General features: G+C 69.7%; 26 protein-coding genes and 1 pseudogene. 2 read left to right on the top strand and 25 right to left on the bottom strand.

Going from position 1 to position 23745, the window contains the following annotated elements; all coding sequences use genetic code 11:
• From CSC62_RS12150 to CSC62_RS12120, 7 genes and pseudogenes are all read right to left on the bottom strand, one after another.
• Positions 1 to 900, bottom strand: a 900-nt coding sequence (locus CSC62_RS12150) for an Hpt domain-containing protein (protein ID WP_211368994.1), incomplete at its 3' end; no start/stop codon positions are given.
• A gap of 45 nt (positions 901 to 945) precedes the next feature.
• Positions 946 to 1311 carry a response regulator gene (locus tag CSC62_RS12145; protein WP_162406723.1) on the bottom strand — a complete coding sequence of 122 codons (366 nt, stop codon included), beginning with the start codon at positions 1309 to 1311 and terminating at the stop codon, positions 946 to 948.
• Complete coding sequence (locus tag CSC62_RS12140) at positions 1308 to 1619, bottom strand: STAS domain-containing protein (protein WP_162406721.1); 312 nt, start codon at positions 1617 to 1619, stop codon at positions 1308 to 1310. Before CSC62_RS12140 ends, CSC62_RS12145 begins: the two co-directional genes overlap by 4 nt.
• Before the next feature lie 67 nt (positions 1620 to 1686).
• Positions 1687 to 2376: pseudogene (locus CSC62_RS12135) on the bottom strand (chemotaxis protein CheW); the annotation flags it as partial.
• A 122-nt stretch (positions 2377 to 2498) separates the two neighbouring features.
• Entirely contained in the window at positions 2499 to 3284 is a 786-nt protein-coding gene (locus CSC62_RS12130) for a ParA family protein (RefSeq protein WP_162406717.1), read from the bottom strand.
• Between the two features lie 17 nt (positions 3285 to 3301).
• A complete protein-coding gene (motD, locus tag CSC62_RS12125; protein ID WP_162406715.1) occupies positions 3302 to 4264 on the bottom strand; it encodes a flagellar motor protein MotD in 963 nt (320 codons plus the stop codon).
• A gap of 13 nt (positions 4265 to 4277) precedes the next feature.
• Complete coding sequence (locus CSC62_RS12120; RefSeq protein WP_162406713.1) at positions 4278 to 5018, bottom strand: flagellar motor protein; 741 nt, start codon at positions 5016 to 5018, stop codon at positions 4278 to 4280.
• 710 nt (positions 5019 to 5728) lie between these two features.
• Between CSC62_RS12120 and CSC62_RS12115 the strand changes: the two genes are divergently transcribed.
• Positions 5729 to 6202 carry a hypothetical protein gene (locus CSC62_RS12115; RefSeq protein ID WP_162406711.1) on the top strand — a complete coding sequence of 158 codons (474 nt, stop codon included), beginning with the start codon at positions 5729 to 5731 and terminating at the stop codon, positions 6200 to 6202.
• Here the strand turns inward: CSC62_RS12115 and CSC62_RS12110 are convergent.
• Positions 6196 to 6381, bottom strand: a complete 186-nt coding sequence (locus CSC62_RS12110) for a type II toxin-antitoxin system HicB family antitoxin (RefSeq protein WP_162406709.1) — start codon at positions 6379 to 6381, stop codon at positions 6196 to 6198. The genes CSC62_RS12115 and CSC62_RS12110 overlap by 7 nt on opposite strands.
• Before the next feature lie 362 nt (positions 6382 to 6743).
• Between CSC62_RS12110 and CSC62_RS12105 the strand changes: the two genes are divergently transcribed.
• Positions 6744 to 7277, top strand: coding sequence for a hypothetical protein (locus tag CSC62_RS12105; RefSeq protein ID WP_162406707.1), 534 nt, complete (start codon positions 6744 to 6746; stop codon positions 7275 to 7277).
• Between the two features lie 205 nt (positions 7278 to 7482).
• Here CSC62_RS12105 and CSC62_RS12100 read toward each other — a convergent pair whose 3' ends face one another.
• From CSC62_RS12100 to fliM, 17 genes are all read right to left on the bottom strand, one after another.
• Positions 7483 to 7869, bottom strand: coding sequence for a type II toxin-antitoxin system HicB family antitoxin (locus tag CSC62_RS12100; RefSeq protein ID WP_162406705.1), 387 nt, complete (start codon positions 7867 to 7869; stop codon positions 7483 to 7485).
• 13 nt (positions 7870 to 7882) lie between these two features.
• Positions 7883 to 8065, bottom strand: a complete 183-nt coding sequence (locus CSC62_RS12095) for a type II toxin-antitoxin system HicA family toxin (protein WP_162406703.1) — start codon at positions 8063 to 8065, stop codon at positions 7883 to 7885.
• Positions 8066 to 8131: 66 nt separating this feature from the next.
• Positions 8132 to 10024 carry a chemotaxis protein CheA gene (locus CSC62_RS12090; protein WP_162406684.1) on the bottom strand — a complete coding sequence of 631 codons (1893 nt, stop codon included), beginning with the start codon at positions 10022 to 10024 and terminating at the stop codon, positions 8132 to 8134.
• A 2-nt stretch (positions 10025 to 10026) separates the two neighbouring features.
• On the bottom strand, positions 10027 to 10650 hold the full coding sequence (locus CSC62_RS12085; RefSeq protein WP_162406682.1) for a protein phosphatase CheZ: 624 nt from the start codon (positions 10648 to 10650) through the stop codon (positions 10027 to 10029).
• Positions 10647 to 11039 (bottom strand): chemotaxis response regulator CheY, encoded by a 393-nt coding sequence (cheY, locus tag CSC62_RS12080; RefSeq protein WP_162406680.1) that lies wholly within the window; start codon positions 11037 to 11039, stop codon positions 10647 to 10649. The genes CSC62_RS12085 and cheY overlap by 4 nt, the downstream gene beginning before the upstream one ends.
• A 70-nt stretch (positions 11040 to 11109) precedes the next feature.
• Positions 11110 to 11853 (bottom strand): RNA polymerase sigma factor FliA, encoded by a 744-nt coding sequence (locus CSC62_RS12075; protein WP_162406678.1) that lies wholly within the window; start codon positions 11851 to 11853, stop codon positions 11110 to 11112.
• Positions 11850 to 12737: a P-loop NTPase gene (locus CSC62_RS12070; RefSeq protein WP_162406676.1), complete on the bottom strand. Its 888-nt coding sequence runs from the start codon at positions 12735 to 12737 to the stop codon at positions 11850 to 11852. The genes CSC62_RS12075 and CSC62_RS12070 overlap by 4 nt, the downstream gene beginning before the upstream one ends.
• A complete protein-coding gene (gene flhF, locus CSC62_RS12065) occupies positions 12724 to 14220 on the bottom strand; it encodes a flagellar biosynthesis GTPase FlhF (RefSeq protein ID WP_162406674.1) in 1497 nt (498 codons plus the stop codon). Before flhF ends, CSC62_RS12070 begins: the two co-directional genes overlap by 14 nt.
• Positions 14221 to 14283: 63 nt before the next feature.
• Positions 14284 to 16377, bottom strand: coding sequence for a flagellar biosynthesis protein FlhA (flhA, locus tag CSC62_RS12060; RefSeq protein ID WP_162406672.1), 2094 nt, complete (start codon positions 16375 to 16377; stop codon positions 14284 to 14286).
• On the bottom strand, positions 16374 to 17525 hold the full coding sequence (flhB, locus tag CSC62_RS12055; protein WP_162406670.1) for a flagellar biosynthesis protein FlhB: 1152 nt from the start codon (positions 17523 to 17525) through the stop codon (positions 16374 to 16376). The genes flhA and flhB overlap by 4 nt, the downstream gene beginning before the upstream one ends.
• A 91-nt stretch (positions 17526 to 17616) precedes the next feature.
• Complete coding sequence (locus tag CSC62_RS12050) at positions 17617 to 19827, bottom strand: EAL domain-containing protein (RefSeq protein WP_162406668.1); 2211 nt, start codon at positions 19825 to 19827, stop codon at positions 17617 to 17619.
• Positions 19828 to 20077: 250 nt separating this feature from the next.
• On the bottom strand, positions 20078 to 20872 hold the full coding sequence (gene fliR, locus CSC62_RS12045) for a flagellar biosynthetic protein FliR (RefSeq protein WP_162406666.1): 795 nt from the start codon (positions 20870 to 20872) through the stop codon (positions 20078 to 20080).
• 12 nt (positions 20873 to 20884) lie between these two features.
• Positions 20885 to 21154 carry a flagellar biosynthetic protein FliQ gene (locus tag CSC62_RS12040; RefSeq protein ID WP_162406664.1) on the bottom strand — a complete coding sequence of 90 codons (270 nt, stop codon included), beginning with the start codon at positions 21152 to 21154 and terminating at the stop codon, positions 20885 to 20887.
• A 4-nt stretch (positions 21155 to 21158) separates the two neighbouring features.
• Positions 21159 to 21950, bottom strand: a complete 792-nt coding sequence (gene fliP, locus CSC62_RS12035) for a flagellar type III secretion system pore protein FliP (protein WP_162406662.1) — start codon at positions 21948 to 21950, stop codon at positions 21159 to 21161.
• Position 21951: 1 nt separating this feature from the next.
• The gene (fliO, locus tag CSC62_RS12030) at positions 21952 to 22383 is read right to left on the bottom strand and encodes a flagellar biosynthetic protein FliO (RefSeq protein WP_162406660.1); all 432 of its coding nucleotides are present in this window, start codon (positions 22381 to 22383) and stop codon (positions 21952 to 21954) included.
• Positions 22380 to 22718, bottom strand: a complete 339-nt coding sequence (fliN, locus tag CSC62_RS12025; RefSeq protein ID WP_162406658.1) for a flagellar motor switch protein FliN — start codon at positions 22716 to 22718, stop codon at positions 22380 to 22382. Before fliN ends, fliO begins: the two co-directional genes overlap by 4 nt.
• Positions 22715 to 23731 (bottom strand): flagellar motor switch protein FliM, encoded by a 1017-nt coding sequence (fliM, locus tag CSC62_RS12020; RefSeq protein ID WP_211368993.1) that lies wholly within the window; start codon positions 23729 to 23731, stop codon positions 22715 to 22717. The genes fliN and fliM overlap by 4 nt, the downstream gene beginning before the upstream one ends.
• Positions 23732 to 23745 lie beyond the last annotated feature (14 nt).

The raw sequence follows: 23745 nt of genomic DNA, 5'->3' as shown, positions 1-23745 counted from the left end.
GCCCGCGGCCGGGGCGGGGCCCATGCCGCCGCTCACCTGCTTAAGCGGGGCTGGGGTGAGGACCGCCCCGCCGCCCAGGTTAATCAGCGCACCGCCTGTGTGGCCGCTGACGGGGAGGGAGCTTCCGTCTCCGCCCGCCGGTGCGTTGGCGGCGGGCACGGCGGCCACGACCGGCGCGGTGGCAACCGCGGCGGCCGTGCCGGCCGTCTGCGGCTGGATGTCCAGCTCGCAGTCGTCCACCACCCAGGCGAACACGTCGTCGATCGCGCTGCGCGGAACCTTGCCGCGCAGGCCCAGGTCCCAGGCGATGCAGGCTTCCAGCGGATCCATCTGGGCGAAGCCGGGCAGCCTGTCCAGCTTGGCGTTGACGTCCAGCGGGCCCAGGTTCTCCAGCTCGCGGATGATGCGCAGGGGATCGTTGCCGCTCATGAACAGCGACGGCGCCGGGGCGAAGGCGATGTTCCAGCCCTCCGGCTCCGGCTCGGCCGCGGCGGCGGCCTTGGTTTCGCCGCCACCGCCCAGTTCCTGCTGCAGGCGCGCGTGGACCGCGGCCACCGCGGCCGGGTCGGCCGGCTTGCCCAGCTCGGCCTCGGCCAGCAGGGCGCGCAGCACGTCCACCGAGCCGAGCATGGCGTCCACCGCGCTGGCGGCCAGGGCGCGCTTGCCGGCGCGGATCTCGTCCAGCAGGGTCTCCAGCACGTGGGTCAGCGAGGCCATCTTCTCGAAGCCGAAGGTGGCGGCGCCGCCCTTGATCGAGTGCGCGGCGCGGAACACGGAGTTGACCACTTCCGGGTCCAGGCTGCCGCCTTCCAGCGCCAGCAGCCCGGCTTCCATCGCGTCCAGGCCCTCGCGGCTTTCCTCGAAGTAGGTGGCGTGGAAGCGTTGCAGGTCCATGCTCATGGCGACGCGGCTCGCGGTAGGAGGATCGGCGGAAAGGAGAGGGAATCAGCCCAGGACTTTCTGGACCGTGGCGATCAGCTGCTCGGGATTGAACGGCTTGACCAGCCAGCCGGTGGCGCCGGCGGCTTTGCCCTCGGCCTTCTTGTCGGCCGCCGATTCGGTGGTCAGCATCAGCATCGGGGTGAACTTGTAGTCGGCCAGCTGGCGCAGCTCGCGGATCAGCGAGATGCCGTCCATGTTGGGCATGTTGACGTCGGTGACCACCGCGTTGAAGCGCGCGCCCTTGGCCCGGCCCAAAGCGACCTGGCCGTCCTCGGCCTCCTCGACGGCGAAGCCGGCCGAGGTCAGGGCGAAGGAGACCATCTGGCGCATCGAGGCCGAATCGTCCACTACCAGAATGCGTGCGCTCATGCGGCGTTCTCCACGGTGTTCTTCATGTCTTGTTGATCGGTGGTCGCGAGCCCGAGCTGGGCCGACAGCCCCAGCAGCCGGGCCGCGTCGCGCAGGGCGTCGCTGCAGGCGGCCAGCTCGGTGGCGCGCCCCTGTTCGCCGCGGCTGCGGAAGAAGGCGCACAGCACCTGCATGGCCGCGGTGTGGACCCGGCGCACCGCGCCGCCGTCCAGGGCCACGGCCGGGGCGTCCAGATGTGCTGCCAGGCGTTCCTTGAGCTCGGCGCTGGCCTCGATGCCGAGGTCTTCGCCAAGGGACACGGTGTTCATCGCCACTCCGCGGATTGAGGGTTCGACTGGATAACGGCCGCCATCGCCTGACCTTTAGCGGGGCCGGTCAGGCCGCGTCGCGGCGGCTGCCCGGCGGGACCAGCAGGCAGGAGGCGTCCAGCAGGATCATCGGTTCGGCCGAGAGCCGGGCGATGCCGCGGAACAGCTCGTTGTGGATGCGGCCGACCCGCGCGTTGTCCGGCGGCTCGATCTGCTGGTCGGGGAGGTTGGCCACGTCGTCCACGGCGGTCACCCGCAGGCCCAGGGTCTCGCCCTTCTCCTCCAGGACCACGATCCGGGTGGCGGCGGTCGGCGGCTGCGCCGGCTGACCCAGGTACACGCCCAGGTCCATCACCGGCACTACCTGGCCGCGCAGGTTCATCACTCCCAGCATCGCCGGCGGGGTACCGCGCAAGGGCAGCAGGGGCGTCGGCAGGACCACTTCCTGGACCTTCAGCAGTTCCAGGCCGTAGGCCTGGCCGGCGCAGCGCAGGCGCAGCCAGCGCGAGGCGCGGTCGGCGGCGCGGCGATGGGGCGGCACGAGGGCCTCGTCGTGGTCGCTGCCGGACGGCTGGGACATCCGCTGGGCCACGTCCTGGACCTGGAACGGCATCGGCCGGGCCACGGGTGCCGGCGGCGGTACCGGGCGCGACGGAACGGGCATGGCCGCCGGCGGCGGCACGGGCGCGATGGCGGCCGGCGCCGCGGTGGCTGGACCGGCCACCGGAGCCGGCTCCTGCGCCACCTCGGCGGGAGCCTGCGCGACCGGGGCGGCACCGGCTTCCGGCGCCGCCGCGGCCGGGACGGAAGCCAATGGCGCGGCCGCGGCCGGCGTCTCCGGCACCAGCAGGCCGTCGAGGTAGTCGTCGAGGACGGCGCTCATGCGGCCTGCTCCATCGGCTGCTCGTCGCCGGACAGGATCCATTCCAGCGCCCGCCGGTAGCCGGACAGGGCGCGGCCCGGATAGCCGCCTTCCTCGCCCACCGGCTGCACCAGCAGGTCGGTGTTGCTGATCCGGGTGTCGACCGGGATCGCGTCCTCCCAGACCCGCTCGCCGTGGTCTTCCTGCATCTTCCGCAGGGCGTCCTGGCCGGCGCGGGTGCGGCGGTCGTACAGGGTCGGCAGCACCGACACCGGCAGCGGGCGGCGGCGCGAGCGCTCGACCATCTCGGCGGTGCGGACCATGCCGGCCAGGCCGTGCAGGGCCAGCGGCTCGGCCTGGGTCGGGATGACCACGCGGTCGGCCGCGGCCAGGGCGTTGATCATCAGCAGGCCCAGGGTCGGCGGGCAGTCGAGCAGGACGTAATCGTGCTGGCCGGCGTGCCGGGCCAGCGCCTGCGACAGCGCCAGGCCCAAGCCGGGCTGGTTGGCGCTGCGGCGCTCCAGGGTGGCCAGCGCGGTCTGGGCGCAGACGTAGGACAGGTTCTCGATCGCGCTGGGCCGGGCCAGCGCGGCCAACGGCTGCGGCGGGGTGGCGAACAGCTCCAGCACGCCCTCCGGTGCCGGCTCGGCCGGCACCCCGAAGGCGCGGGTCAGCGAGGAATGCGGGTCCAGGTCGACCAGCAGCACGCGCTGGCCGCGCAGGGCCAGGCCGCGGCCCAGGGCCAGGGTCGAGGTGGTCTTGCCCACGCCGCCTTTCTGGTTGGCGATCGCCCACACGCGCATCGGTTGGATCCTCCTTGTCAGGGATTGGCGCTGGCCGCCGCGCCGATCCCGGCGCCGACGGCGCCGGCCACGGGCGGTGCGCCCGATTCCGATATCGGCGCCGAAGCCACCGGCTTGACCATGTCCTGCGGCCCGCCGGTCTGGTCCGGGTCGGCCAGCACGATCAGCACCACCCGGCGGTTGCGGTTGCGGCCCTCGGCGGTGAGGTTGTCGGCCCGCGGACGGTACTCGCCGTAGCCGGTCATCGCCAGCCTCTGCTGGGCCACGCCCTGGGCCGCGAACAGGTGCACCACGCTGGCCGCACGCGCCGCCGACAGCTCCCAGTTGGACGGGAACTGCGCGGTGTTGATCGGCTGGTTGTCGGTATAGCCCTCGACCCGGACCGGGTTGCCGACCCCGGCAAGGACCTCGGCCAGCTTGGACAGGATCGCGCTGGACGCCTGGTCCAGGGTCGCCGAGCCGGTGCCGAACAGGATGTCGCTGTTGATCTCCACCTCCAGCCACAGTTCGGCGCGCTTGACCGTGATCAGCCTGGCGTCGACCAGCGGCGCGAGCGCGTCCTCCATCCTGGCGGCGATGTTGCCCAGCTGGCGCTGGGCGCGCTGGACCGCGTCGCGGTTGGTCACGTCCATTGGCTGGCCGGTGCGCATGTGCGAGGCCAGCGCCGGCAGCAGCGTGGGGTTGGGCGCGGGCGAGGGCGCGGACGGGCCCTGCTTGGCCCCGGACTTGATCGGCGAGGGCCGGTCGTAGTCCGAGCCCTGCAGCTGGTGGTTGCCGACCTGGACCGGGTTGATCGTGCGCGGGGCGCCGCCGAAGGCCGCGGTCAGGGCGTCGGCCATGACCCGGTACTTGCCCTCGTTGAGCGAGGAGATCGCGTACATGACCACGAAGAACGCCAGCAGGAGCGTCATCAGGTCGGCGTAGGGGATCGCCCAGGCCTCGTGGTTGGCGTGTTCCTCGTGCTTCTTCTTGCGGGCCATCGCGTGCCGGGCCTCAGTGCAGGAAGCCGGCCAGCTTCGATTCGATGTTGCGCGGGTTCTCGCCCTGGGCGATCGCGATCAGGCCCTCGATGATCATCTCGCGCTCGCCGGTGCGGCGCGAGATCACGCTCTTGAGCTTGGAGGCCACCGGCAGGAAGAACAGGTTGGCCGAGGCGATCCCGTAGATCGTGGCGGTGAACGCGGCGGCGATGCCGTGGCCGAGCTTGCTCGGGTCGGCCAGGTTCTTCATCACCGCGATCAGGCCGAACACCGCGCCGATGATGCCCAGGGTCGGGGCGTAGATGCCCATGCCCTCGAACACCTTGGCCGCGGCCAGGTCGTTGTGCTCCTGGCTGTCCAGGTCGATCTCCAGCATGTGCCGGATCTGCTCGGGTTCGACCCCGTCCACCAGCATTTGCAGGCCCTTCTTCAGGAATGGGTCCTGCTGCTCGGCCACCTGCTGCTCCAGGCCCAGCAGGCCCTGGCGGCGGGCGATGTTGCTCCACTCGATCAGCTGCGCCATCAGCGCCTCGCGATCGGCCGCCGGCGGCTTGAGGATCCAGCCGACGATGCCGAAAGCGCGCTTGAACACCGGCGGCGGGGTGTGGATCAGGATCGCCGCGATCGTGCCCAGGATCACGATCACGAACGCGGCCGACGACCACAGCGAACTGAGGCCGGCGCCCTTGAGGATGCTGCCGCCGACCAGCGCCACGAGCGCAAGCAACAGGCCGACGAGGCTGAGGATGTCCATGGGGGTCGTATCGGCGCGGTAGCGTGAAGACTTGAGCGGCCGCTTCGGGTGCGGACGGACGCGTGGGACCGCGGTCACGGTTCGCGTGCCGGAAAGCCTCCGGCGGCACGCCGGCGCCGATCACTACCTGGATGCAGGCCGAACGGCTCGCGGCGGCCGCAGCTTCAACAGGAAGATCAGTCAAGACAGCCTGACTTCGCCCTATGCAACGATGCCTTCGGCGAGAACATGAACCTCTTGGGCGGCAGCACCACGTTCTAGGCTACAGATATCGACCTGCTGTGCAACGGGGCGCTAATTCAATTGCGGGATCCAGATTTTATTCGGAAGCGGCGATGCCGCCGGCAGCTGTGCAGAACCATCGAGTCGCGGACTGCCAGCGCGGTAATGTCCTAGGACGGGGCTGGCAATCTGAGCTGGTCGCCAGCGGCCAATCAGAAGGTGGGCGAGATTTATAATGCAAGCCACCGCATCCTGAGGCTGGCGTTTCCGGGTGAAAACGGCGCGCAGAGCTGGATCCATACTTTGGTGGCCTGCTTCCTTGGTGGTCACATATAACGATGGCATCACCAGCTCGGTACATCTAAGACGAGCACCTGGTGAGGAAGTCGCTACGACTACATCTGCCTGGCCGGTAGGATGGTGGTGGTGCTAAACGAGGTAATCGGCGAAACTGCGAACGGTCCATTCTCAGAACATTGGTGACTAACATGAACAATCTGGTCGGCTACTTGTTCGTGTCTTTCTTGGTCTTTCCTGTTGTTTCTGGTTGCGCTGCCCGCGATGAGGGGACGAGCGAGGAAATGACCCTCCTGGATGCTTGCTTTCAAAGAATAAAAGGCTCGGAAAAATGCTCGGGTAGCTTTGAACGAATAATTGCAAATCCGTCCTCTGCCGCAGGGAAGGAAATAAATCTGGTAGGGTACCTCGCCCCAAGGGGCGGTGTTGCCATGCTCTACAGGGATGAGCATGACTATTCCTATGACATCGTGATGAATGCGGTCGCACTCGATGTTGAAGACGCCTCAATCCTGGAAGGAAAGTGGTATCAGATGGTTCGGGTCCAGGCTCGATTCGATTTGGAAAAGAACGAGAACCATCCATGGTTCGGTGTTTTGTCGTCGCCGTCCTATGTCGAAGTGGCGAGGAAGGTGGATAGATTGGAACCTGTTGCGGTTCATTGATAACCAGCTCGCCCCTCGCTCCACAAGTCGTCCAGCAAGGCGGGATCGATGTTGACGAAGCCGACGATCCAGGCGGTGTAGTCGCCACCGGCGGTGACGTTCTGTACGGACGGCGGCGCAGGATCTGGCGGTTTTCCTCCAGCGCGTTTTTGATCCGGGCGGCGGCTATCCTCGGTCACGGATAGAAAGGGTGAGGTTAAATTATGCGGATTGGCCGCCGGGTTCCTCTAGAACGGCTGTGAAGCCAATAATAGAAATGAGAAAGCAGAGGGGTCGTAAAGCATGCTAAGGGTCATTGGGATAATATGCGCAACTATAGGCATGATTGGAGCAATGGCTACGCCTCTCGTTGAGCGTCAATTATTGAAGTCATCACCCAGATATCCTGATTCATCCTCTGGAAGCATCTATGCCCTACCTCTCAGGGGGGAGATAATCTACCTAACTAGGGAGGAAAACACACTGAACTCAAGCCTATTCCCCGCTTCTTGCTTGATAACGCTGCTGGGAGGGGTTCTATTAAGGGCCTCCAAGAACAGGAATGGGAGAAAAATGGGGCGAACGTGAAAGAAGAGAAGATCAGGAGAAGCGTCAAATGAGTCGGACAAGGATCTCGCAATGCTCTCGGCAACTCATTCCGCTGGCGTCGGCCATCATCCTGATTTCATGTAAGCTACTGGGATCTGAGGTTGAGGTTGAGGTTGAGGTTGATGCGGGGCATGATTTCACTATTAATTTGAAAAACAAGTCCGACGACCTGCTGGTTGTTGATGATCGATTGCTTGGGCAGGGTATCGAGACTCCAATCAAAGTAGAAGTGGCGGATCAAAGTGGAGCCATCATTCCGCCTTGCGGTTACATTGATTACGTTGCTACTGGAAAGCTTTTATCCGTAGTCCCTAATGGGGAGGCGATGGTCTCGATTCCGGTATCTGCCGTTACATTGACTCACTGTCTTCAGATCAATGAAAGATACATGTTCCGAGCTGCACTGGTTTCAAGGGGTGAGATTGTTTCGCGCGCCGACTGGGTGCCTTTTCGGGCCGTCTCTCCTCTGACGGAGGCGAATCAGTAGTGAGCCGACGTAGGTTGCAACAGCGGGGTCTGTAAACGCGCGCGCAACCACCTGCTTTCGATGAGCGTGTCCGGGGGGGTGAAACTGGGCTATACCCCGGACGGCTGCCGTCCCCGGTGACCCCACAAATTACGCCTACGTTGTGCTGGACAACCTTGCCCGGGTGAGGGGTGGCAGCGCGTGGCAATTGCAATCCGTGCGACGGTCAGCCGACCGCCATGTGCGCGATGTAGCTGGAGCGGGACTCGCCGGCGGCCGCGGCTTTGGCGTCGATCCGCTTGAGGACCCGGCGCGGCAGGGTGATGTTGATCCGCTCGACGGTGTCGTCCAGCAAGGCCGGATCGATGTTGACGAAACCGACGATCCAGCCGGCGTAGTCGCCACTGGCAATGGTGTCTTGGGCGGACGACGGGCGCGGAATCTCGCGGTTCGCGTCCAGCGCGGCGTCGATCCAGGCAGCGGCGGCTTCCTCGACCGCGGCCATGGCCTCGTCCAAAGTGTCGCCGGCCGAGAAGCAGCCGGGCAGGTCGGGAACGACCACGCTCCAGGCGGTGGTCTCGTTGCCGGCTTCGATCATGACGGGATAGCGCATGGGGGGGGCCTCCTTACTTCAACCCGGCCAGCTTCATCAGGCTGTTGACCAGTCCGGGGCCCAGGTCCTTCCTGGGATGCGGGACGGTGATGATGTGCGGGTGCTGGGAATGCTTGTAGACGTGGTGCGAGCCGCGGACCCGGTCCAGCCGCCATCCACGGGCTTCCAGTGCCCTGATGAGGTCCGCGCTTTTCATGCGTGTGTATTATACACACGGTGTGTATATAGCGCAATTGCAAGGGCGGGATTTGCCCGCCCGAGATCAGCCCGAGGCCCGCAGCCCGTCCACGTCCAGGATCAGGGCCAGGCGGCCGTCGCCGATGAGGGTGGCGCCGGCGTAGCCGGGCAGGCCGCGCAGGGCGGTGGGCAGGGGCTTGATCACCACTTCCTCGCGGCCGCGGACCTGGTCGACGATCAGGCCGAAGCGCGAATCGCCCATCTGCAGAACGACCACGGTCAGCAGGTTGCCTTCCTGGGCCTCGATCCCCAGCCAGCGGCGCAGGTCCACCAGGGGCAGGGTGTGCGACTGCCGGTCCAGGACCGGGCGGCCGTCGAACCAGCCCAGCGAGGACGGGGCGGCGTGCAGCACTTCCATCACCCGGGCCAGGGGCAGGGCGTAGACCGCCTCGCCGGCCTGGACCAGCAGGGTCGGCAGGATCGCCAGGGTCAGCGGCACCCGGATCAGGAAGCGGCTGCCGCGGCCGAGCTCGGACTGGATCTGGATCTGCCCGCCCAGTTCGCGGATGCGGGACTGGACCACGTCCATGCCCACGCCGCGGCCGGAGATGTCGGTGACCTCGGCCTTGGTCGAGAAGCCGGGCAGGAAGATCAGGTGCAGGCATTCCTCGGGGCCGAGGCGGGCGGCGGCCTCGGCATCCAGCAGGCCCTTCTCGCGGGCCTTGGCGCGCAGGCGCTCGGGATCGATGCCGGCGCCGTCGTCCTGGACCTCGATGCCGACGTAGTCGCCTTCCTGCTGGGCGGCCAGGCGCAGCCGGCCCACCCGCGGCTTGCCGGCGGCCTCGCGCAGTTCCGGCGATTCGATGCCGTGGTCGATGCCGTTACGGACCAGGTGCACCAAAGGATCGGCCAGGGCCTCGACCAGGTTGCGGTCCAGCTCGGTCTCGGCGCCGACCATCTCCAGTTCCACTTCCTTGCTCAGGGAACGGGCGACGTCGCGGGCGACCTTGGGAAAGCGGGAGAAGACCTTGCCCACCGGCTGCATGCGGGTGCGCATCACCGCCGACTGCAGGCGCGCGGTGGCCACGTCCAGGGGGCCGACGGCGCGGTCCAGCTCCTCGTCCTTCAGGCGGGTACGCAGGGTCTTGAGCCGGTTGCGGGCCAGCACCAGTTCGCCGATCAGGTTGACGATCGCGTCCAGGCGGCGGGTATCCACGCGCACGGTGTGCTCGGCCTCGCCGCCGCCGGCCGGGCGCGCCGGCGGGGTGGCCGGCTTGGCCGGTGCAGGGCGCGGGGCGGCGGCAGGCGCGCGGGGGGGCGCGGCGACCGCGGCTTCGGCCACCGCCGGCAAGGCATGGGTGCCGGGCGCGGCGGCGCCATGCAACTGGTCGAGCAGGGCCTCGAACTCGTCGTCGTCGATCAGGTCGGGGGTCGGCCTGGCCGCCGGCTTGGGCGCAGCAGCGGCCGGGGCCGCGGTGCCAGGGGCGCCGTGCAACTGGTCGAGCAGGGCCTCGAATTCGTCGTCGTCGATCAGGTCCGAGGCCGGCGCGGCGGCCGGGGTCGCGCCGGCCTGGTAGGCGGCCGGCACGCATTCGGCGGCCGCGTCCAGGCTGAACTGGGCGATCAGCTCGGGCGGGGCGTGTTCGGGATCGGTGCCGCCGGCCACGGCGTCGAGCATGGCCTGCAGCCAGTCCAGCGAGCGCTGGGCGGCGTCGAAGTGCAGGGGGTCCAGGTTTGCCTGGCCGGAACGGGCCGCGCCCAGGGTCTCCTCGGCGGCATGGCACAGCTCGACCATCGCGGTGATGCCGAGGAAGCCGGCGCCGCCCTTGAGGGTGTGGAAGCCGCGGAACACCGCGTTGAGCTGGTCGCGGTCCTCCGGCGCCTGCTCCAGGCCGACCAGCTGCTCGCCGAGGCGGTCCAGGATCTCCTGGGCCTCGATGATGAAGTCGGCCGCGATTTCCGGCGTCACCCCGCTCATGGCTACAGCCCCAGGTCCGCCAGCAGGGCGTCGGCGTCGTCCTGGGAGACGGCGTGGCGGTCCAGGCCGGCCACGGCCGGGCCGGCCAGCTTGGGCGCCGCCGGTTCGTCCCTGGGCGGCAGGCCGAGGGCGCCGAAGCCCTCGTGGACCTTGCGCACGATCCCGGCCACGCGGCGGATGATCTGCCCGGTCAGGTCTTGGTAGCTCTGGGTCAGGCCGATCTCGGTGAGGTTGTGGCGGATCTGGTCGAGCAGCTGCTCCTGGCGGGTGGACACGCCCTCGATGCGCACGTCCTCGACCAGGTCGCGGCACTGGTCGGCCAGGTCCAGGGTGCGGTGGGTGGCCTGCTCGGTCACCGCCACCACGTGGTCCAGGCGGGCGCAGGCGTCGTCCAGCTCGGAGGCCTTGGCGTCCTCGCCGGGCAGCTGCGGCAGTTCGCCCAGGGCCTGGCTCAGTTCGCGCGCCAGCCGGCCCAGGCCCTGCACCAGCGGCCGGGTGCGGGCGGAAGCGAGGGCGTCGATCACCGCGCGCATGGCGCTCTCGTCGCCGCGCTCCAGCGCGTCCAGGGCCTCGTGCAGGCGCTGGATCAGCGCGGCGCGTTCGGGGGTGACGGTGGCGGCGTTCATGCGGTGGCCGCCAGGCGCTCGAAGATCTTGCCGAGCTTCTCCTCCAGGGTCTGGGCGGTGAACGGCTTGATGATGTAGCCGTTCACTCCGTTCTGCGCGGCCTCGATGATCTGCTCGCGCTTGGCCTCGGCGGTGACCATCAGCACCGGCAGGGTCTTGAGCTTGTCGTCGGCGCGGATCGCGCGCAGCAGGTCGATGCCGGTCATGCCGGGCATGTTCCAGTCGGTGACCACGAAGTCGAACGGCGCCGAGCGCAGCGCCGCCAGCGCGGTGGTGCCGTCGTCGGCCTCGGCGGTGTTGCTGTAGCCCAGATCGTTGAGCAGGTTCTTGACGATGCGGCGCATGGTCGAGAAGTCGTCGACGATCAGGATGCGCATGTTCTTGTTCACTTCGTGCTCCGTGTCTTGTGCCGCAGGTTCTGCGTGGTCCAATTAAAGCAGGTAAAGCAGGCGGGCCGGCTCACGGGTCTTCCAGGCCGGCGTCGCGCGATTCGTACTGGGACAGGCGGCCGCGCAGGCGCAGCACGGCCTGGCCGTGGATCTGGCAGACCCGCGACTCGCTGACCCCGAGCACGGCGCCGATCTCCTTGAGGTTCAGTTCCTGCTCGTAGTACAGCGACAGCACCAGCTGCTCGCGCTCGGGCAGCTGGCCGATGGCGCCGGCCAGCTCGCGGCCGAAGTCCTGGCGTTCCAGCGCCTGCTGCGGGGTCGGGCCGGAGCCGTGGGCCTGGACCTCGCCGTGGTCCTCCACGTGCGAGTCCAGGCTCAGGACCTGGCCGCGGGAGGCGTCCTCGAGCAGGCGCAGGTATTCGGGCAGGGGCATGTCCAGGCGCGCGGCCACCTCCTGCGGGGCGGCGGCGCGGCCGGTGGCCTGCTCGATCTCGCGCACCGCGGCGGCGGCGTCGCGGGCGCGGCGGTGGACCGAGCGCGGCACCCAGTCGCCGCGGCGGATCTCGTCGATCATCGAGCCGCGGATGCGGATCGAGGCGTAGGTCTCGAACGAGGCGCCCTGGTCGGGGTCGTAGCTGCGGGAGGCCTCGATCAGGCCGATCATGCCGGCCTGGATCAGGTCGTCGATCTCGACGCTGGCCGGCAGCCGCGCGGCCAGGTGGTGGGCGATGCGCCGGACCAGGTCGGCGTGGCGGGCGACGGCGTCGTCGGCCCCGCTGCGCTGGACGGAACGGTACTCGGCCAGGGCGTTCATGCGATGGCGCCTTGCCGGATCATCCGGTCGACGAAGAACTCGATGTTACCTCGCGGATTGGCCGGCGGCTCCCAGCGGGCGGCGCGGCGGGCGATCTCGGCGATGGCCCGGGCCGAAGGGCTGGCCGGATAGGCGGTGGCCACCGCCTGCTGGCGCTGCACCGCCATCCGCAGCCAGTCGCAGTGCGGCACGGCGCCAAGGAAGTTCAGGGAGACGTCGCCGAGGAAGCGCTCGCACACCCGCGACAGCTTCTCGTACAGGCCGCGGCCCTCGGCCGGGCTGCGGACCATGTTGGCCACCACCTGGACCCGGTCGACCCCGCGCTCGCGGGCCAGGACCTTGATCAGGGCGTAGGCGTCGGTGATCGAGGCCGGCTCGTCGCAGACCACGACGATCGCGTCCTGGGCGGCCTGGCAGAAGGTCAGCACGCTGTCGGTGATGCCGGCGGCGGTGTCGATCAGCAGGATGTCCAGCTCGCGCTGCAGGTCGTTGAACACGTTGACCAGGCCCACGTGCTGGGCCGGCTGCAGCTCGGCCATGTGCCGGCGGCCGGAGGCGGCGGGCACCACCAGCATCCCGGCCGGGCCTTCCAGGATCAGCTCGTCCAGCTCGCAGCGGCCGGAGACCAGGTCGGCCAGGGTGTACTGCGGGGACAGGCCCAGCAGGACGTCGACGTTGGCCAGGCCCAGGTCGGCGTCCAGCAGAAGGGTGCGCTTGCCCAGCATGGCCAGCGAGGCGGCCAGGTTGACCGACAGGTTGGTCTTGCCCACGCCGCCCTTGCCGCCGGTGACGGCGATCGAGCGGACGGGGGGCAGGGGCCCGCTGGGGTTGGTGGTGGAGGCGTTGGCGGTCATGTTCACTGGACGGGGCTCATGCGACAGCATGGTCGTGCTCCGGGATGTTCGGCTTATCGGCCGCGCGGCGCAGATCTTCAAGCCGGAGGACAATGCTGGCCGCATTGGCCCGGTGCAGGTCCTCCGGGACCTTCTGGCCGTCGGTGATCCAGGTCAGCGGCAGCTGGTGGTCGACCACCACCGACAGGGCGCTGCCCAGGCGGCCGGTCTCGTCGACCTTGGTCAGGACCACGCCCTGCGGGCGGGCGGCGCCGAAGCGGCGGACCACCTCGTCCAAGTCGGCGTAATGGGAGTTGGCCGGCAGCACCAGCAGGGTGCTGACATGGCGGGCGGCGCGCAGCCAGTTGAGCTGGCTGGCCAGGGCGCGGTCGCGCTGGCCCAGGCCGGCGGTGTCCACCAGCACCAGGCGGTAGTCCTCGAGCTTCTGCAGCAGGGCGATCAGGGCCGCGTCGCTGTCGGCCTCGTGCACCGCCACGCCCAGCTGGCGACCGTAGCCGTGCAGCTGCTCGCGGCCGCCGATGCGCGAGGTGTCGGTGGTGACCAGGGCGATGTCGCGCGGGCCGTGCTGGGCGACGAAGCGCGCGGCCAGCTTGGCGATGGTGGTGGTCTTGCCGGCGCCGGTGGGGCCGACCAGGGCGATCACGCCGCCCTGTTCCAGTGGGTCGACCGGGCACACCGGCAACTGCTTGGAGATCAGCCCCAGCATCAGCCCGCGGCCCTTGTGGTCCGGGGTGTCCGGCGGCAGCTGCAGGACGATGTCGCGGGTGATCCCGGCGTCGAAGCCGTAGTCCTCCATCAGCTCCATGGCCTGCAGCCGCACCGGGCAGCCGCGCAGGCGCTCGTCGGTGAGGCGGTGCATCTCGCGCTCGATCATCGAGCGCATCTGCGCCAGCTCATCGCGCATGGCCAGCAGCTGTTCGTCGTTGGCCGGGGCCGGCGGCGACGGCACGGCGGCCAGCGCCGGCGGGGCGGCTTCCGGCGTCGGGCGGGCGGGCTCGGCCAGCGGCAAAGGCGCCGGAATACCGGCGAGGATCTTGGTGGTGTCCAGCCCGGCGGTGTCCAGCCCGATGCTGTCGTCGGCGGCGAAGGCGGGCGCGCCGGCAGGCGACGCTGCCGGCGGGGCCACCGACTGCGGGGTCGGAGTGGCCAGGGCGGCGGCCATCGCCGCGGCGAAGTCCGGGGTCATCCGCGGCGGCTTGGCCGGGGTGGCGCCGGGGGTGGGCTGGCCCGCGGTCGGCGGCACCTGCGCCGGCAGCTCGGGCGGCGGCGGCAGGTGGGCCAGGAACGGGTTGGGCGGGCGCGCGGCGGGGGCGCGGGCCTCGGCCTCGGCGGCGTGCTGGGCGTCCAGCAGGGCGCGCTGGACCGCGTTCTCGTCGTAGTTGCTGGCGGCGACGATCTCCACGCCTTCCTCGACCCGGCGGTTGGAGAGGATCACCGCGTCCGGCCCGTGCTCGGCACGGACCATCCGCAGCGCGGTGCGCATGTCGGCGGCGACGAAACGTTTGATCTTCATGACTGCTCCTTACCCGCGTGGCTGTTCACCAGCTGCTTTCCCGCACTCGTTTCCGTCTTCGCCTCAGCTGATCGTGCCGACCAGCTTCAGCCGCTTGTCTTCCGGCACCTCGGTGTAGGCCAGCACCGACAGCGAGGGGACGCTGTGGCGGACCAGCCGGGCCAGCGAAGCGCGGACCGTGGCCGGGACCAGCACCACCGCCGGCTCGCCGCGCGCCTCCTGGCGTCCGGCGCAGTCGGCCAGGCTCTGCTGCAGCCGTTCGGCCAGGCCCGGCTCCAGCGCGGCGCCGGTGCCTTGCGCGGAATCCTGCAAGACCCGTTCCAGAGGCGCGGCCAGGGTGAACACCGGCAGCTCGGGCGAGGTCCCGGCGATCTCCTGGACGATGAACCGGCCCAGGCTGTTGCGGACTGCGGCGGTGAGCACGGCCGGGTCCTGGCTGTGGGCGCCATGCTCGACCAGCGACTCGACGATCTTGCGCAGCTGGCGCACCGGGATCCGCTCGATCAGCAGGTTCTGCAGCACCCGCACCACCACCGACAGGGGCAGGGCCTTGGGGGTCAGGTCCTCGACCAGCTTGGGCGCGCTCTTGGCCAGGGTGGCCAGCAGCTGCTGCACCTCCTCGTGGCCGAGCAGCTCCGGGGCGTGTTCGCGGACCAGGTGCGAGAGGTGGGTGGCCATCACCGTGGACGGGTCGACCACGGTGTAGCCCATGGCCTCGGCCTGGGCGCGCTGGTGCGGCTGGATCCAGACCGCGTCCAGGCCGAACGCCGGATCCTTGCCCTTGATCCCCTCGATCTGGCCCAGGGCGCCGCCCGGGTCCAGGGCCAGCTCGCGGTCCGGGTGGACCTCGGCGGTGGCCACCGGCACGCCGTGGACCAGCACCCGGTAGTGGGTGGCCGGCAGTTCCAGGTTGTCGCGGATGTGCACCGCCGGGACCAGGAAGCCGATCTCTTGGGTCAGCTTGCGGCGCACGGCCTTGATCCGGGCCATGAGTTCGCCGCCCTGGGCCTTGTCCACCAGCGGGATCAGGCGGTAGCCGACCTCCAGGCCCAGCGGGTCGACCGGGCGCAGCTCGTCCCAGTCCAGCTCGGCGCTGGACTGGCCGGGGGCAGGCAGGCTGGCGCCGGCGGCCGCGCCGCCGGGACCGTCGCCGGCCTCGGCCTGCAGGCTGCGCTTCCACATCTTCCAGGCCAGCCAGGCCAGCGCGCCGCCCAGCGTCAAAAAGGCGACGTTGGGCATGCCCGGGACCAGGCCGACCGCGATCAGGATGCCGGCGGCGATCGCCAGCGCCTTGTGCTGGCCGAAGGCCTGGCCGAGCATGGCCTGGCCCATGTCCTGCGAGCGCGAGGCGCGGGTGACCAGCAGCGCCACCGCGGTGGACACCAGCAGCGCCGGCAGCTGCGCCACCAGGCCATCGCCGATCGACAGCAGGGTGTAGGTGGAGGCCGCGTCGGCCGCCGGCATGCCGTGCTGGAGCATGCCCACGGCGAAGCCGCCGACCAGGTTGATGAACAGGATCAGGATGCCGGCGATGGCATCGCCGCGGATGAACTTGCTGGCGCCGTCCATCGCGCCGTAGAAGTCGGCTTCCTCGCGCACTTCCTCGCGCCGGGCCTTGGCCTCCTCGCGGGTCAGCAGGCCGGCGTTGAGGTCGGCGTCGATCGCCATCTGCTTGCCGGGCATGGCGTCGAGGATGAAGCGCGCGGTCACCTCGGAGATGCGCCCGGAGCCCTTGGTGATGACCACGAAGTTGATGATGGTCAGGATCGCGAAGACCACGATGCCCACGGCGTAGTTGCCGCCGACCACGAATTCGCCGAACGCGGCGATCACCTTGCCGGCGGCGTCGTGGCCGCCCTGGCCGTGCAGAAGGATCACCCGGGTGGAGGCCACGTTCAGCGCCAGGCGCAGCATCGTGGTGGTCAGCAGCACGATCGGGAAGATGGTGAAGTCCAGCGGCCTCTGCACGTAGACCACCGCCAGCAGGACCACCAGCGAGATCGCGATGTTGAAGCTGAACAGGGCGTCCAGGATCATCGGCGGCAACGGCACCACGATCATGGCCAGCAGGGCCATCACCAGCAGGGGCGCGCCCAGGCCGTTGCGGGCCAGCTCGACCAGCCGCCGCGACATCGGGGTGGAGGCGACGGTGCTCATGCCCGGCCGCCGTTGCCGCTACCGTCCGGGAATTCCTCGACCGCGACCTGGCCCAGCTGCGGCAGGGCGGGCGTGGCGCCGGTGCGCCAGGCGCGCAGCTGGTAGACGTAGGACAGCACCTGGGCGACGGCGGCGTACAGTCTCACGGGGATTTCCTTGCCGAGATCGCCCTCCCGATACAAGGCCCGTGCCAAAGGCGGCGCGGACACGATCGCCACCCGGTGGCGGTCGGCCAACTCCCTGATCCGGAAGGCGACTTCGTCCACGCCCTTGGCCACCAGCCGGGGCGCGCGCATGGAGCCGCCGTCGTATTTCAGGGCCACCGCGTAGTGGGTCGGGTTGACCACGATCACGTCGGCGGTCGGCACGGCTTCCATCATCCGCCGTTGCGACAGCTGCATCTGCATCTGCCGGATCTTGCCCTTGACCTGCGGGTTGCCCTCCGACTCCTTCATCTCCTCCCGGATTTCCTGCCGGGTCATCTTCAACTGCCGGGTCCAGTTCCACTTCTGGTACGGGGCGTCGATCGCCGCCAGCAGGAACAGGGCCACCGCGGAGGCCAGCAGCAGCCTGCCGGCGAAGTGCAGGCCGGTGGCTGCGGCGGTCTCCAGGCTCTGGTTGGGCATGACCTGGAGCACGTCCAGGCCGCCGGTCAGGGTCAGGCCGATGGCGGTGCCGAGGAAGGCGACCCGCAGCAGGGACTTGGCCAGTTCGGCCAGGCCTTCCGGGCCCCACATGCGCTTGAGCCCGGACAGGGGGTTCATGCGGTTCAGGTTGGGGCTCAGCGATTGCGTGGTGAAGTTCAGGCCGCCCATCACCAGCGGCGCGACGAAGGCGGCCAGCAGGCAGATGCCGATCAGGGGCAGCATCACCCACATCAGCTTGAGCAGCAGCAGGCCCATGTGCCCGAGCAGGCGCTCGGGTTCCTGCAGCAGCGTGAGGTCGGGCTGGAACGCGCCGCGCATCCAGCCCTGGGCCCCCTGGGCCAGGGACGGGCCCAGGGCCATCAGCGAGATCGCTCCGGCGCCGAACACGGTGGCGGTGGCCAGCTCGCGCGAACGCGGGATGTTGCCCTGCTCGCGCGCCTTGTTGAGGCGCTTGCCGGTAGGTTGTTCGGTTTTTTCCTGGCCGTCTTCGTTCTCGGCCATGGCAGGCTCCTGGGCCCGGGGGATGGGCCCAGCGATGCAAGCGGCGTTCCAGCGTGCCTGGCGGGCTCGCCAGGCGACGACCGTGTGGTACTCAGGCCAGCGCCGGAGCGGCGTCCAGGTCCAGCTCGGCCAGCGGCCGCGGGCGGCCGATGTGGTAGCCCTGCAGCCAGTCCACCTGCAACTGGCCCAGCTCGGCCAGGATCTGCGCGTCCTCCACGTACTCGGCCACGGTCTCGGCGTGGTAGGCGCGGGCGATGGTGACCATGGCCCGGACCAGGTCGCGGTCGCGCGGGTTGTCGACCATGTTGCGGATGAAGCTGCCGTCGATCTTGACCAGGTGGATCGGCAGCTGCTGCAGCCGCTCGAAGCTCTGCATGCCGGTGCCGAAGTCGTCCAGGGCGACCAGGCAGCCGCGCTGGGCCAGGCCGTCCAGCAGCGGCCGCACCTGCGACAGGCCGCCGGTGATGGCCCGTTCGGTGATCTCGAAGCACAGCCGCGAGGCGCAGCCGGGCACCGCGTCGAGCTGGTACAGCAGCCAGTTGCGGAACTGCCCGGAGACCAGGCTGCGCCCGGTCAGGTTCACGGTCAGGCGCTGGTACGGCATGCGCTCGCGGTTGGCTTCCAGCCATGGCAGCAGCGTCTCCACCACCGCCCGGTCCAGTTCGACCACGCCACGGCTGGCCTCCAGCTCGTCCATGTAGTCGCGCGGCATCAGCAGGCGGCCGTCGTCCAGCCGCAGCCGGCACAGGATCTCGCCCATCGCCGCGCCGTCGCCGGTGGTGCGCCGGATCGGCTGCACGTGCAGTTCCAGCTGGCGCCGGCGCAGCAGCGACAGGGCCAGCGAATGGGTCTGCAGCGAGGCGCGCAGGGCGGCCGGGTCGCCGCCGTCGCGGGCGAACACTGGCGCGGTCTCGCCGTTCTGGCGGGCTTCCTTCATCGCTCCGTAGGCCGCGTGCAGGGCCAGTTCCAGCGCCTCGGGGCTGGCGTCGCGCAGCGGCGACACACCCAGGTGCGGCTCGATCCGGACCTGGGCGTCGGCGTAGCGGAACTCGAAGTTCTCGATCTGCGAGAGCAGGGCTTGCCAGGAGGTCTTGTCCGCGTCGGGTACCAGCACGAAGCGGCCCATGCCCAGGGTGTAGGCCCGCACCCACGGCTGCAGGTGGCCGTGGATGGCGGCCGTGAGCGCCTCCTGCGCCGGCAGGCCGAAACCGGCCATCAGGTTGTCCAGGTTCTCGATCCCCAGGCAGCCGATCTCGGCCGGCGGCGCGGCCCGCGTGGCCATGTCGTGGCGCAGGGCGTTGATGTTGGGCACGCCGCTGAGGCCGTCGCGGCGGCTTTCCTCGGCCAGGCGCAGCACCGCGCGGCGGTTGTCGCGGCCGATCACCTGGGTCAGCACCATCAGCTGCTGCAGCACGCTCATCTCGAAGCCGATCTGCAGCAGGTGCAGGGCGTCGGCGCGCAGGCCGGCGCGGGTGCCGACGCCGACCAGGTACACCAGCAGCAGGGTGACCGCGGCGATCAGCGGCGCCGACCAGCGCCAGGGCAGGCGCAGCACCGCCCAGACCATCAGCGCGGCGAGCATGAAGCGCTGCTCGATCAGCCCGGCCAGCGGATGCGACGCGTGCGTCGGCAGCGCCCACAGCAACGCGGCCAGCAGGATGAAGTAGCTGCCCAGCAGCCAGCCTTCCCACCACGGCATGCGGCTGGGCATCGGCGCCGGTTCGTGGCGGCCGGTGACGAACAGCAGGATCGGCAGGGTCAGGCAGAGCACGCCGAAGAAGCGCGAGAAGCCGACCCGCATCGCCTGGTCGTACACGAAGGCCAGGTCGGGGTCCGGACCCAGCAGATAGCTTGAAGCCAGGTGAGTCGCCGCCCAGCCCAGTGGATAGACGATGAAGGCGATCGCGCCGAAGGGCACGATGTCGCTCTGGCGGATGCGGGCCTGGCCCGGCGGCCGCGGCCAGCCCATGGCCCGCGCGCACAGCACGGTCCAGCCGTACATCAGGAGGTACAGCGGCAACGAACGCAGCACCGTCCACAACCCGTCGCCCGGCGCGGCCTGGTCCACCGCATGCACCGACCAAGAGACGAACAGCGCCAGGTAGCCGATCCGGAGGTAGGCCTTGCGCGGGCTGAGCATGGCCAGCGCCAGCAACAGGCCCCACTGCAGGTTGGCCAGGTTGGCCACGGCGCCGCCTTCCTTGAAGGTGGGCCAGTAGGGAATGGGGAGAAACGGCAGGACGAAGCAGGCCAGCGCGATCAGGCTCGCGTTGCGGGTGTCGCGCCACGTCCACGTCTGCATCACGCCCCCTGTCGCGCCGATGCTCGCCGTCGCCACTATGCGGCCGCCCGGCAGCGATGGGAAGCCGGTGGCGCCGGCGGGCGGTGCGGGATCCGATACCCCGGCTCCGGGCGATGGCGGCATCGGCGGCACTCCTGGCCGCGGGGGAAGGAACGGCTCATCGGGAGCTATCGGCCCGGCGGGCCGGGTCTTGACCGATCCGGCCGGGTGTTGCGTCCGTACGTGGACGCATGGCCGGCGCCACTCCGTCCTACGGCGTGGCCACACGCGCCGCCGCGTCGAACGCGGACTGGAACAGGCCCTGGACTGGGCCGCCGATCTGCTCCACCAGCACCGCCAGCAGGAACAGGCCCAGCAACAGCGCCACCGGCAGGCCGAGCTGGATCGGGTTGAGCTGCGGCGCGGCCCGCGCCAGCACGCCGAAGGCCAGGTTGGTCGCCAGCATCGCCACCATCACCGGCAATGCCAGCAGCAGGCCGCCGCGCAGAACCAGGCTGAACAGGCCGGGGATGGCGCCGAGCATCGCCGTGGGGTCCGGCCAGGCCGCTGCGACGGGCAAGGCCTGGTAGCTGCGCACCAGCAGGCCGATCATCGCCAGATGGCCGTCGCTGGCGAAGAAAAGCAGGCCGAAGGCCAGGTAGAACCACTGCGCCACCACACCCGAACTGGTGCCGCGCAGCGGGTCGGTCATCTGCGCGAAGGCCAGGCCCATGCCCTGGGAGACGATCTCGCCGGCCAGCGCGCCGGCCTCGAACATCAGCCGCAGGGCGAAGCCCATGGCCACGCCCAGCGCCAGTTCCTTGGCCACCGCCAGCACGGTGGCCGCATCGATTCCGTGGCCGGCCGGGGGCGGCGGCAGCATCGGTGCGATCGCCATCGCCAGGGTGCCGGCCATCAGCACCCGGATCCGCACGGGGATCGCCCGGGTGCCGATCAGCGGCATGGCCATCAGCATCGCCCCGGTGCGCAGCATGGTCCACATGACCGTGCCGATCATGCCGAAGGCCTGCTGGCCGTCGATCACCATGGCGGTTGCCGGGTCCACGTCGCGCCGCGCTCAGCCGATCAGGTGCGGGATGCGCTGGAACAGCGCGGTGGTGTAGTCCACCAGGTAGGCCAGCAGGAAGCTGCCCATCGCGAACAGCGCCGCGGTCAGCGCCGCCGCCTTGCAGATGAAGGCGATGGTCGGCTCGTTGAGCTGGGTGGCGGCCTGGACGATGCCGACCACCACGCCCACCACCAGCACTGCCACCAGCAGGGGGCCGCCGACCCACAAGGCCACTTCCAGGCCGCGGCGCAGTTCGGTCAGGGCCAGTTCGGGCGTCATCGGCTCAGACCCCGTTGAAGCTGGCGGCCAGGGTGCCGACGGTCAGCACCCAGCCGTCCACCAGCACGAACAGCAGGATCTTGAACGGCGCCGAGATCAGCATCGGCGAGAGCATCATCATGCCCATCGACATCAGCACCGAGGCGACCACGATGTCGATGATCACGAACGGGATGAAGATCAGGAACCCGATCTCGAACGCGGTCTTCAGCTCGGAGGTGACGAACGAGGCCACCAGCACCGGGAACGGCACCGCTTCCGGGCCGCTGTAGGTGTCGTGCCCGGCCAGGCCGGCGAAGGTCATCAGGTCGGTCTCGCGCACCTGGGCGAGCATGAAGCCGCGCAGGGGCGCGGTGCCCAGGTCCCAGGCGGTGCGGAAATCCATCTCGCCGTTGAGGTAGGGCGCGAAGCCTGCGTCCCAGGCCTTCTGCCACACCGGCAGCATGATCATCGCGGTCAGGAACAGGGCCAGGCCGACCAGGATCTGGTTGGACGGGGTCTGGCCGGTGCCCAGCGCCTGCCGCAGCAGGGCCAGGACGATGATGATCCGGGTGAAGGCGGTCATCACCAGCAGCAGGGACGGCAGCAGGGTGATGGCCGTCATCAGCAGCAGGGTCTGCAGCGGCACGCTCACCGGGGCGTCGCCGATCCGGCCGACGTTGACGTTGGGCAGCGCCGGCACCGCCGGCGCACCGGCCGGGGCGGCCAGGGCCAGCGCAGGGATGCAGGCCAGCGTGATCACGGCCAGCAGGAGCAGCAGCCGCGGCAGCGGCGGGGAAAGCAGGCGGGACAGCATCTCAGGAGTCCTTGCGCAGCCGCTGGGCCAGCAGCTGGGCGAAGTTGGGCAGGTTCTTCAGGTCGGGCAGCTTCGGCGGCTCGACCGGCGGCAAGGGTTCGGGCAGTTCGTGCAGGCGGGAGATACCGGCCGGGGTCACCCCGAGCAGCAGCTGGCGGCCGCCGACCTCCACCACCACCGCGCGCTCCTTGGCGCCCAGCTGCAGGCTGGCCACCACCTTCAGGCCGTCGGCCGGGCGGAAGCCGCTGCCGGGCAGGCGCCGCAGCAGCCAGGCCAGGCCGACGATCAGGCCCAGCACCAGCAGAAGGGCGAAGAACGCGCCGAACAGGCCGGGCCCGGCCGGGGCGGGCGCGCCGGCCTGCACGGTCGCCCGCGCGACCGGCTGCGCCGCCTGGGCGGCGGCAGGCGCGGCGCTGGCGAGCAGTGCGATCACCGCAGTCTCCGGATCCGCTCGCTCGGGCTGACCACGTCGGTCAGGCGCACGCCGAAGCGGTCGTTGATCACCACCACCTCGCCGTGCGCGATCAGGGTGCCGTTGACGTACACGTCCAGCGGTTCGCCGGCGCCGCGCTCCAGCTCGATCACCGAGCCCTGGTTGAGCTGCAGCAGGTTGCGGATCGGCATGCGCGAGCGGCCCACCTCCAGCGACAGGGTCACCGGCACGTCGAGGATGACGTCCAGGTTCAGGTCGGTGCCGATGGCGCCTGCGTCGGACTGCAGGGCGTCGAACTGGGCGAGGCTGGCGTCGGATTCTTCGTTCGGGTTCATGCGGGGTTGTCCTCGATGACGACGGGCAGGCGCGGCGTGGGCGCGCCGGGCGGACGGGTCTGGGTGATCTTCACGGCGTTGCGGCCGCCGGCCAGGCCGAACTGGCCGGTGAACACCGGGATGTTCTCGACGCAGACCGGGATCTGCGGCGGCAGCTCGATCGGCAGGATGTCGCCGACCTTCAGCCGGGTCAGCTGGCGCAGGTCGATGCGCTTCTCGGCCAGCACGCTGGACACGGTGACCTCGGCGTCCAGCAGTTGCTCGCGCAGGGTGGTGTTCCAGCTCTCGTCGCGGTCGATGCGGTCGCTCTGGATGCCGGCGTCGAGCAGCTCGCGGATCGGCTCGAGCATGGAATAGGGCAGGGTCACGTGGACCTCGCCGCCGCCGCCGTCGAGCTCGACGTGGAAGCGGCTGACCACCACGTACTCGCGCGGGGTGACGATGTTGGCGAAGTGCGGGTTGATCTCGGAGTTGATGTACTCGAACTCCACGTTCATCACCGGCGCCCAGGCCTCGACCAGGTCGGTGAAGGTCTGGCGCAGCATCAGCTGGATCACCCGCATCTCGGTCGGGGTGAACTCGCGGCCCTCGATCCGGGTGGGGTAGCGGCCGTCGCCGCCGAAGAAGTTGTCCACCACCGAGAACACCAGCTTGGGCTCGAACACGATCAGGCCCATGCCGCGTAGGGGCTTGAAGCGGACCAGGTTGAGGTTGGTCGGCACGTACAGCGAGTGCATGTAGTCGCCGAACTTGATCAGGTCGATGCCGCGCACCGACAGGTCGGCCGAGCGCCGGATCAGGTTGAACAGGCCGATCCGCCACAGGCGGATGAAGCGCTCGTTGACCATCTCCAGGGTCGGCATCCGCCCGCGGATGATCCGGTCCTGGCTGGCGAAGTCGTAGTTGCGGGCGACGTTGGGGTCGGCCGGCTCCGGCTCGGTGTTGACCGCGCCCGAGTCCACGCCATGCAGGAGGGCGTCGATCTCGTCCTGGGACAGCAGGTCGTTGATCATGGCGAGGCCCTCGG

The organism is Pseudoxanthomonas jiangsuensis (genome assembly GCF_010093185.1).
GTDB classification, from domain to species: Bacteria; Pseudomonadota; Gammaproteobacteria; order Xanthomonadales; family Xanthomonadaceae; genus Pseudoxanthomonas; species Pseudoxanthomonas jiangsuensis.
This window is presented reverse-complemented; position numbering and strand designations above follow the sequence as displayed.

What these genes read in the sequence shown, in the direction of transcription:
- CSC62_RS12140 (WP_162406721.1), bottom strand. Translation starts at nt 1,619, where the DNA reads ATGAACACCGTGTCCCTTGGCGAAGACCTCGGCATCGAGGCCAGCGCC.
- fliP (WP_162406662.1), bottom strand. Translation starts at nt 21,950, where the DNA reads ATGCTGTCCCGCCTGCTTTCCCCGCCGCTGCCGCGGCTGCTGCTCCTG.
- CSC62_RS12090 (WP_162406684.1), bottom strand. Translation starts at nt 10,024, where the DNA reads ATGAGCGGGGTGACGCCGGAAATCGCGGCCGACTTCATCATCGAGGCC.
- flhA (WP_162406672.1), bottom strand. Translation starts at nt 16,377, where the DNA reads ATGAGCACCGTCGCCTCCACCCCGATGTCGCGGCGGCTGGTCGAGCTG.
- CSC62_RS12075 (WP_162406678.1), bottom strand. Translation starts at nt 11,853, where the DNA reads ATGAACGCCCTGGCCGAGTACCGTTCCGTCCAGCGCAGCGGGGCCGAC.
- CSC62_RS12115 (WP_162406711.1), top strand. Translation starts at nt 5,729, where the DNA reads ATGAACAATCTGGTCGGCTACTTGTTCGTGTCTTTCTTGGTCTTTCCT.
- CSC62_RS12070 (WP_162406676.1), bottom strand. Translation starts at nt 12,737, where the DNA reads ATGCTGTCGCATGAGCCCCGTCCAGTGAACATGACCGCCAACGCCTCC.
- CSC62_RS12085 (WP_162406682.1), bottom strand. Translation starts at nt 10,650, where the DNA reads ATGAACGCCGCCACCGTCACCCCCGAACGCGCCGCGCTGATCCAGCGC.
- CSC62_RS12130 (WP_162406717.1), bottom strand. Translation starts at nt 3,284, where the DNA reads ATGCGCGTGTGGGCGATCGCCAACCAGAAAGGCGGCGTGGGCAAGACC.
- fliN (WP_162406658.1), bottom strand. Translation starts at nt 22,718, where the DNA reads ATGAACCCGAACGAAGAATCCGACGCCAGCCTCGCCCAGTTCGACGCC.
- CSC62_RS12050 (WP_162406668.1), bottom strand. Translation starts at nt 19,827, where the DNA reads ATGCAGACGTGGACGTGGCGCGACACCCGCAACGCGAGCCTGATCGCG.
- motD (WP_162406715.1), bottom strand. Translation starts at nt 4,264, where the DNA reads ATGGCCCGCAAGAAGAAGCACGAGGAACACGCCAACCACGAGGCCTGG.
- flhF (WP_162406674.1), bottom strand. Translation starts at nt 14,220, where the DNA reads ATGAAGATCAAACGTTTCGTCGCCGCCGACATGCGCACCGCGCTGCGG.
- CSC62_RS12105 (WP_162406707.1), top strand. Translation starts at nt 6,744, where the DNA reads ATGGGAGAAAAATGGGGCGAACGTGAAAGAAGAGAAGATCAGGAGAAG.
- flhB (WP_162406670.1), bottom strand. Translation starts at nt 17,525, where the DNA reads ATGGCCGAGAACGAAGACGGCCAGGAAAAAACCGAACAACCTACCGGC.
- CSC62_RS12040 (WP_162406664.1), bottom strand. Translation starts at nt 21,154, where the DNA reads ATGACGCCCGAACTGGCCCTGACCGAACTGCGCCGCGGCCTGGAAGTG.
- CSC62_RS12120 (WP_162406713.1), bottom strand. Translation starts at nt 5,018, where the DNA reads ATGGACATCCTCAGCCTCGTCGGCCTGTTGCTTGCGCTCGTGGCGCTG.
- fliM (WP_211368993.1), bottom strand. Translation starts at nt 23,731, where the DNA reads ATGATCAACGACCTGCTGTCCCAGGACGAGATCGACGCCCTCCTGCAT.
- CSC62_RS12095 (WP_162406703.1), bottom strand. Translation starts at nt 8,065, where the DNA reads ATGAAAAGCGCGGACCTCATCAGGGCACTGGAAGCCCGTGGATGGCGG.
- CSC62_RS12145 (WP_162406723.1), bottom strand. Translation starts at nt 1,311, where the DNA reads ATGAGCGCACGCATTCTGGTAGTGGACGATTCGGCCTCGATGCGCCAG.
- CSC62_RS12100 (WP_162406705.1), bottom strand. Translation starts at nt 7,869, where the DNA reads ATGCGCTATCCCGTCATGATCGAAGCCGGCAACGAGACCACCGCCTGG.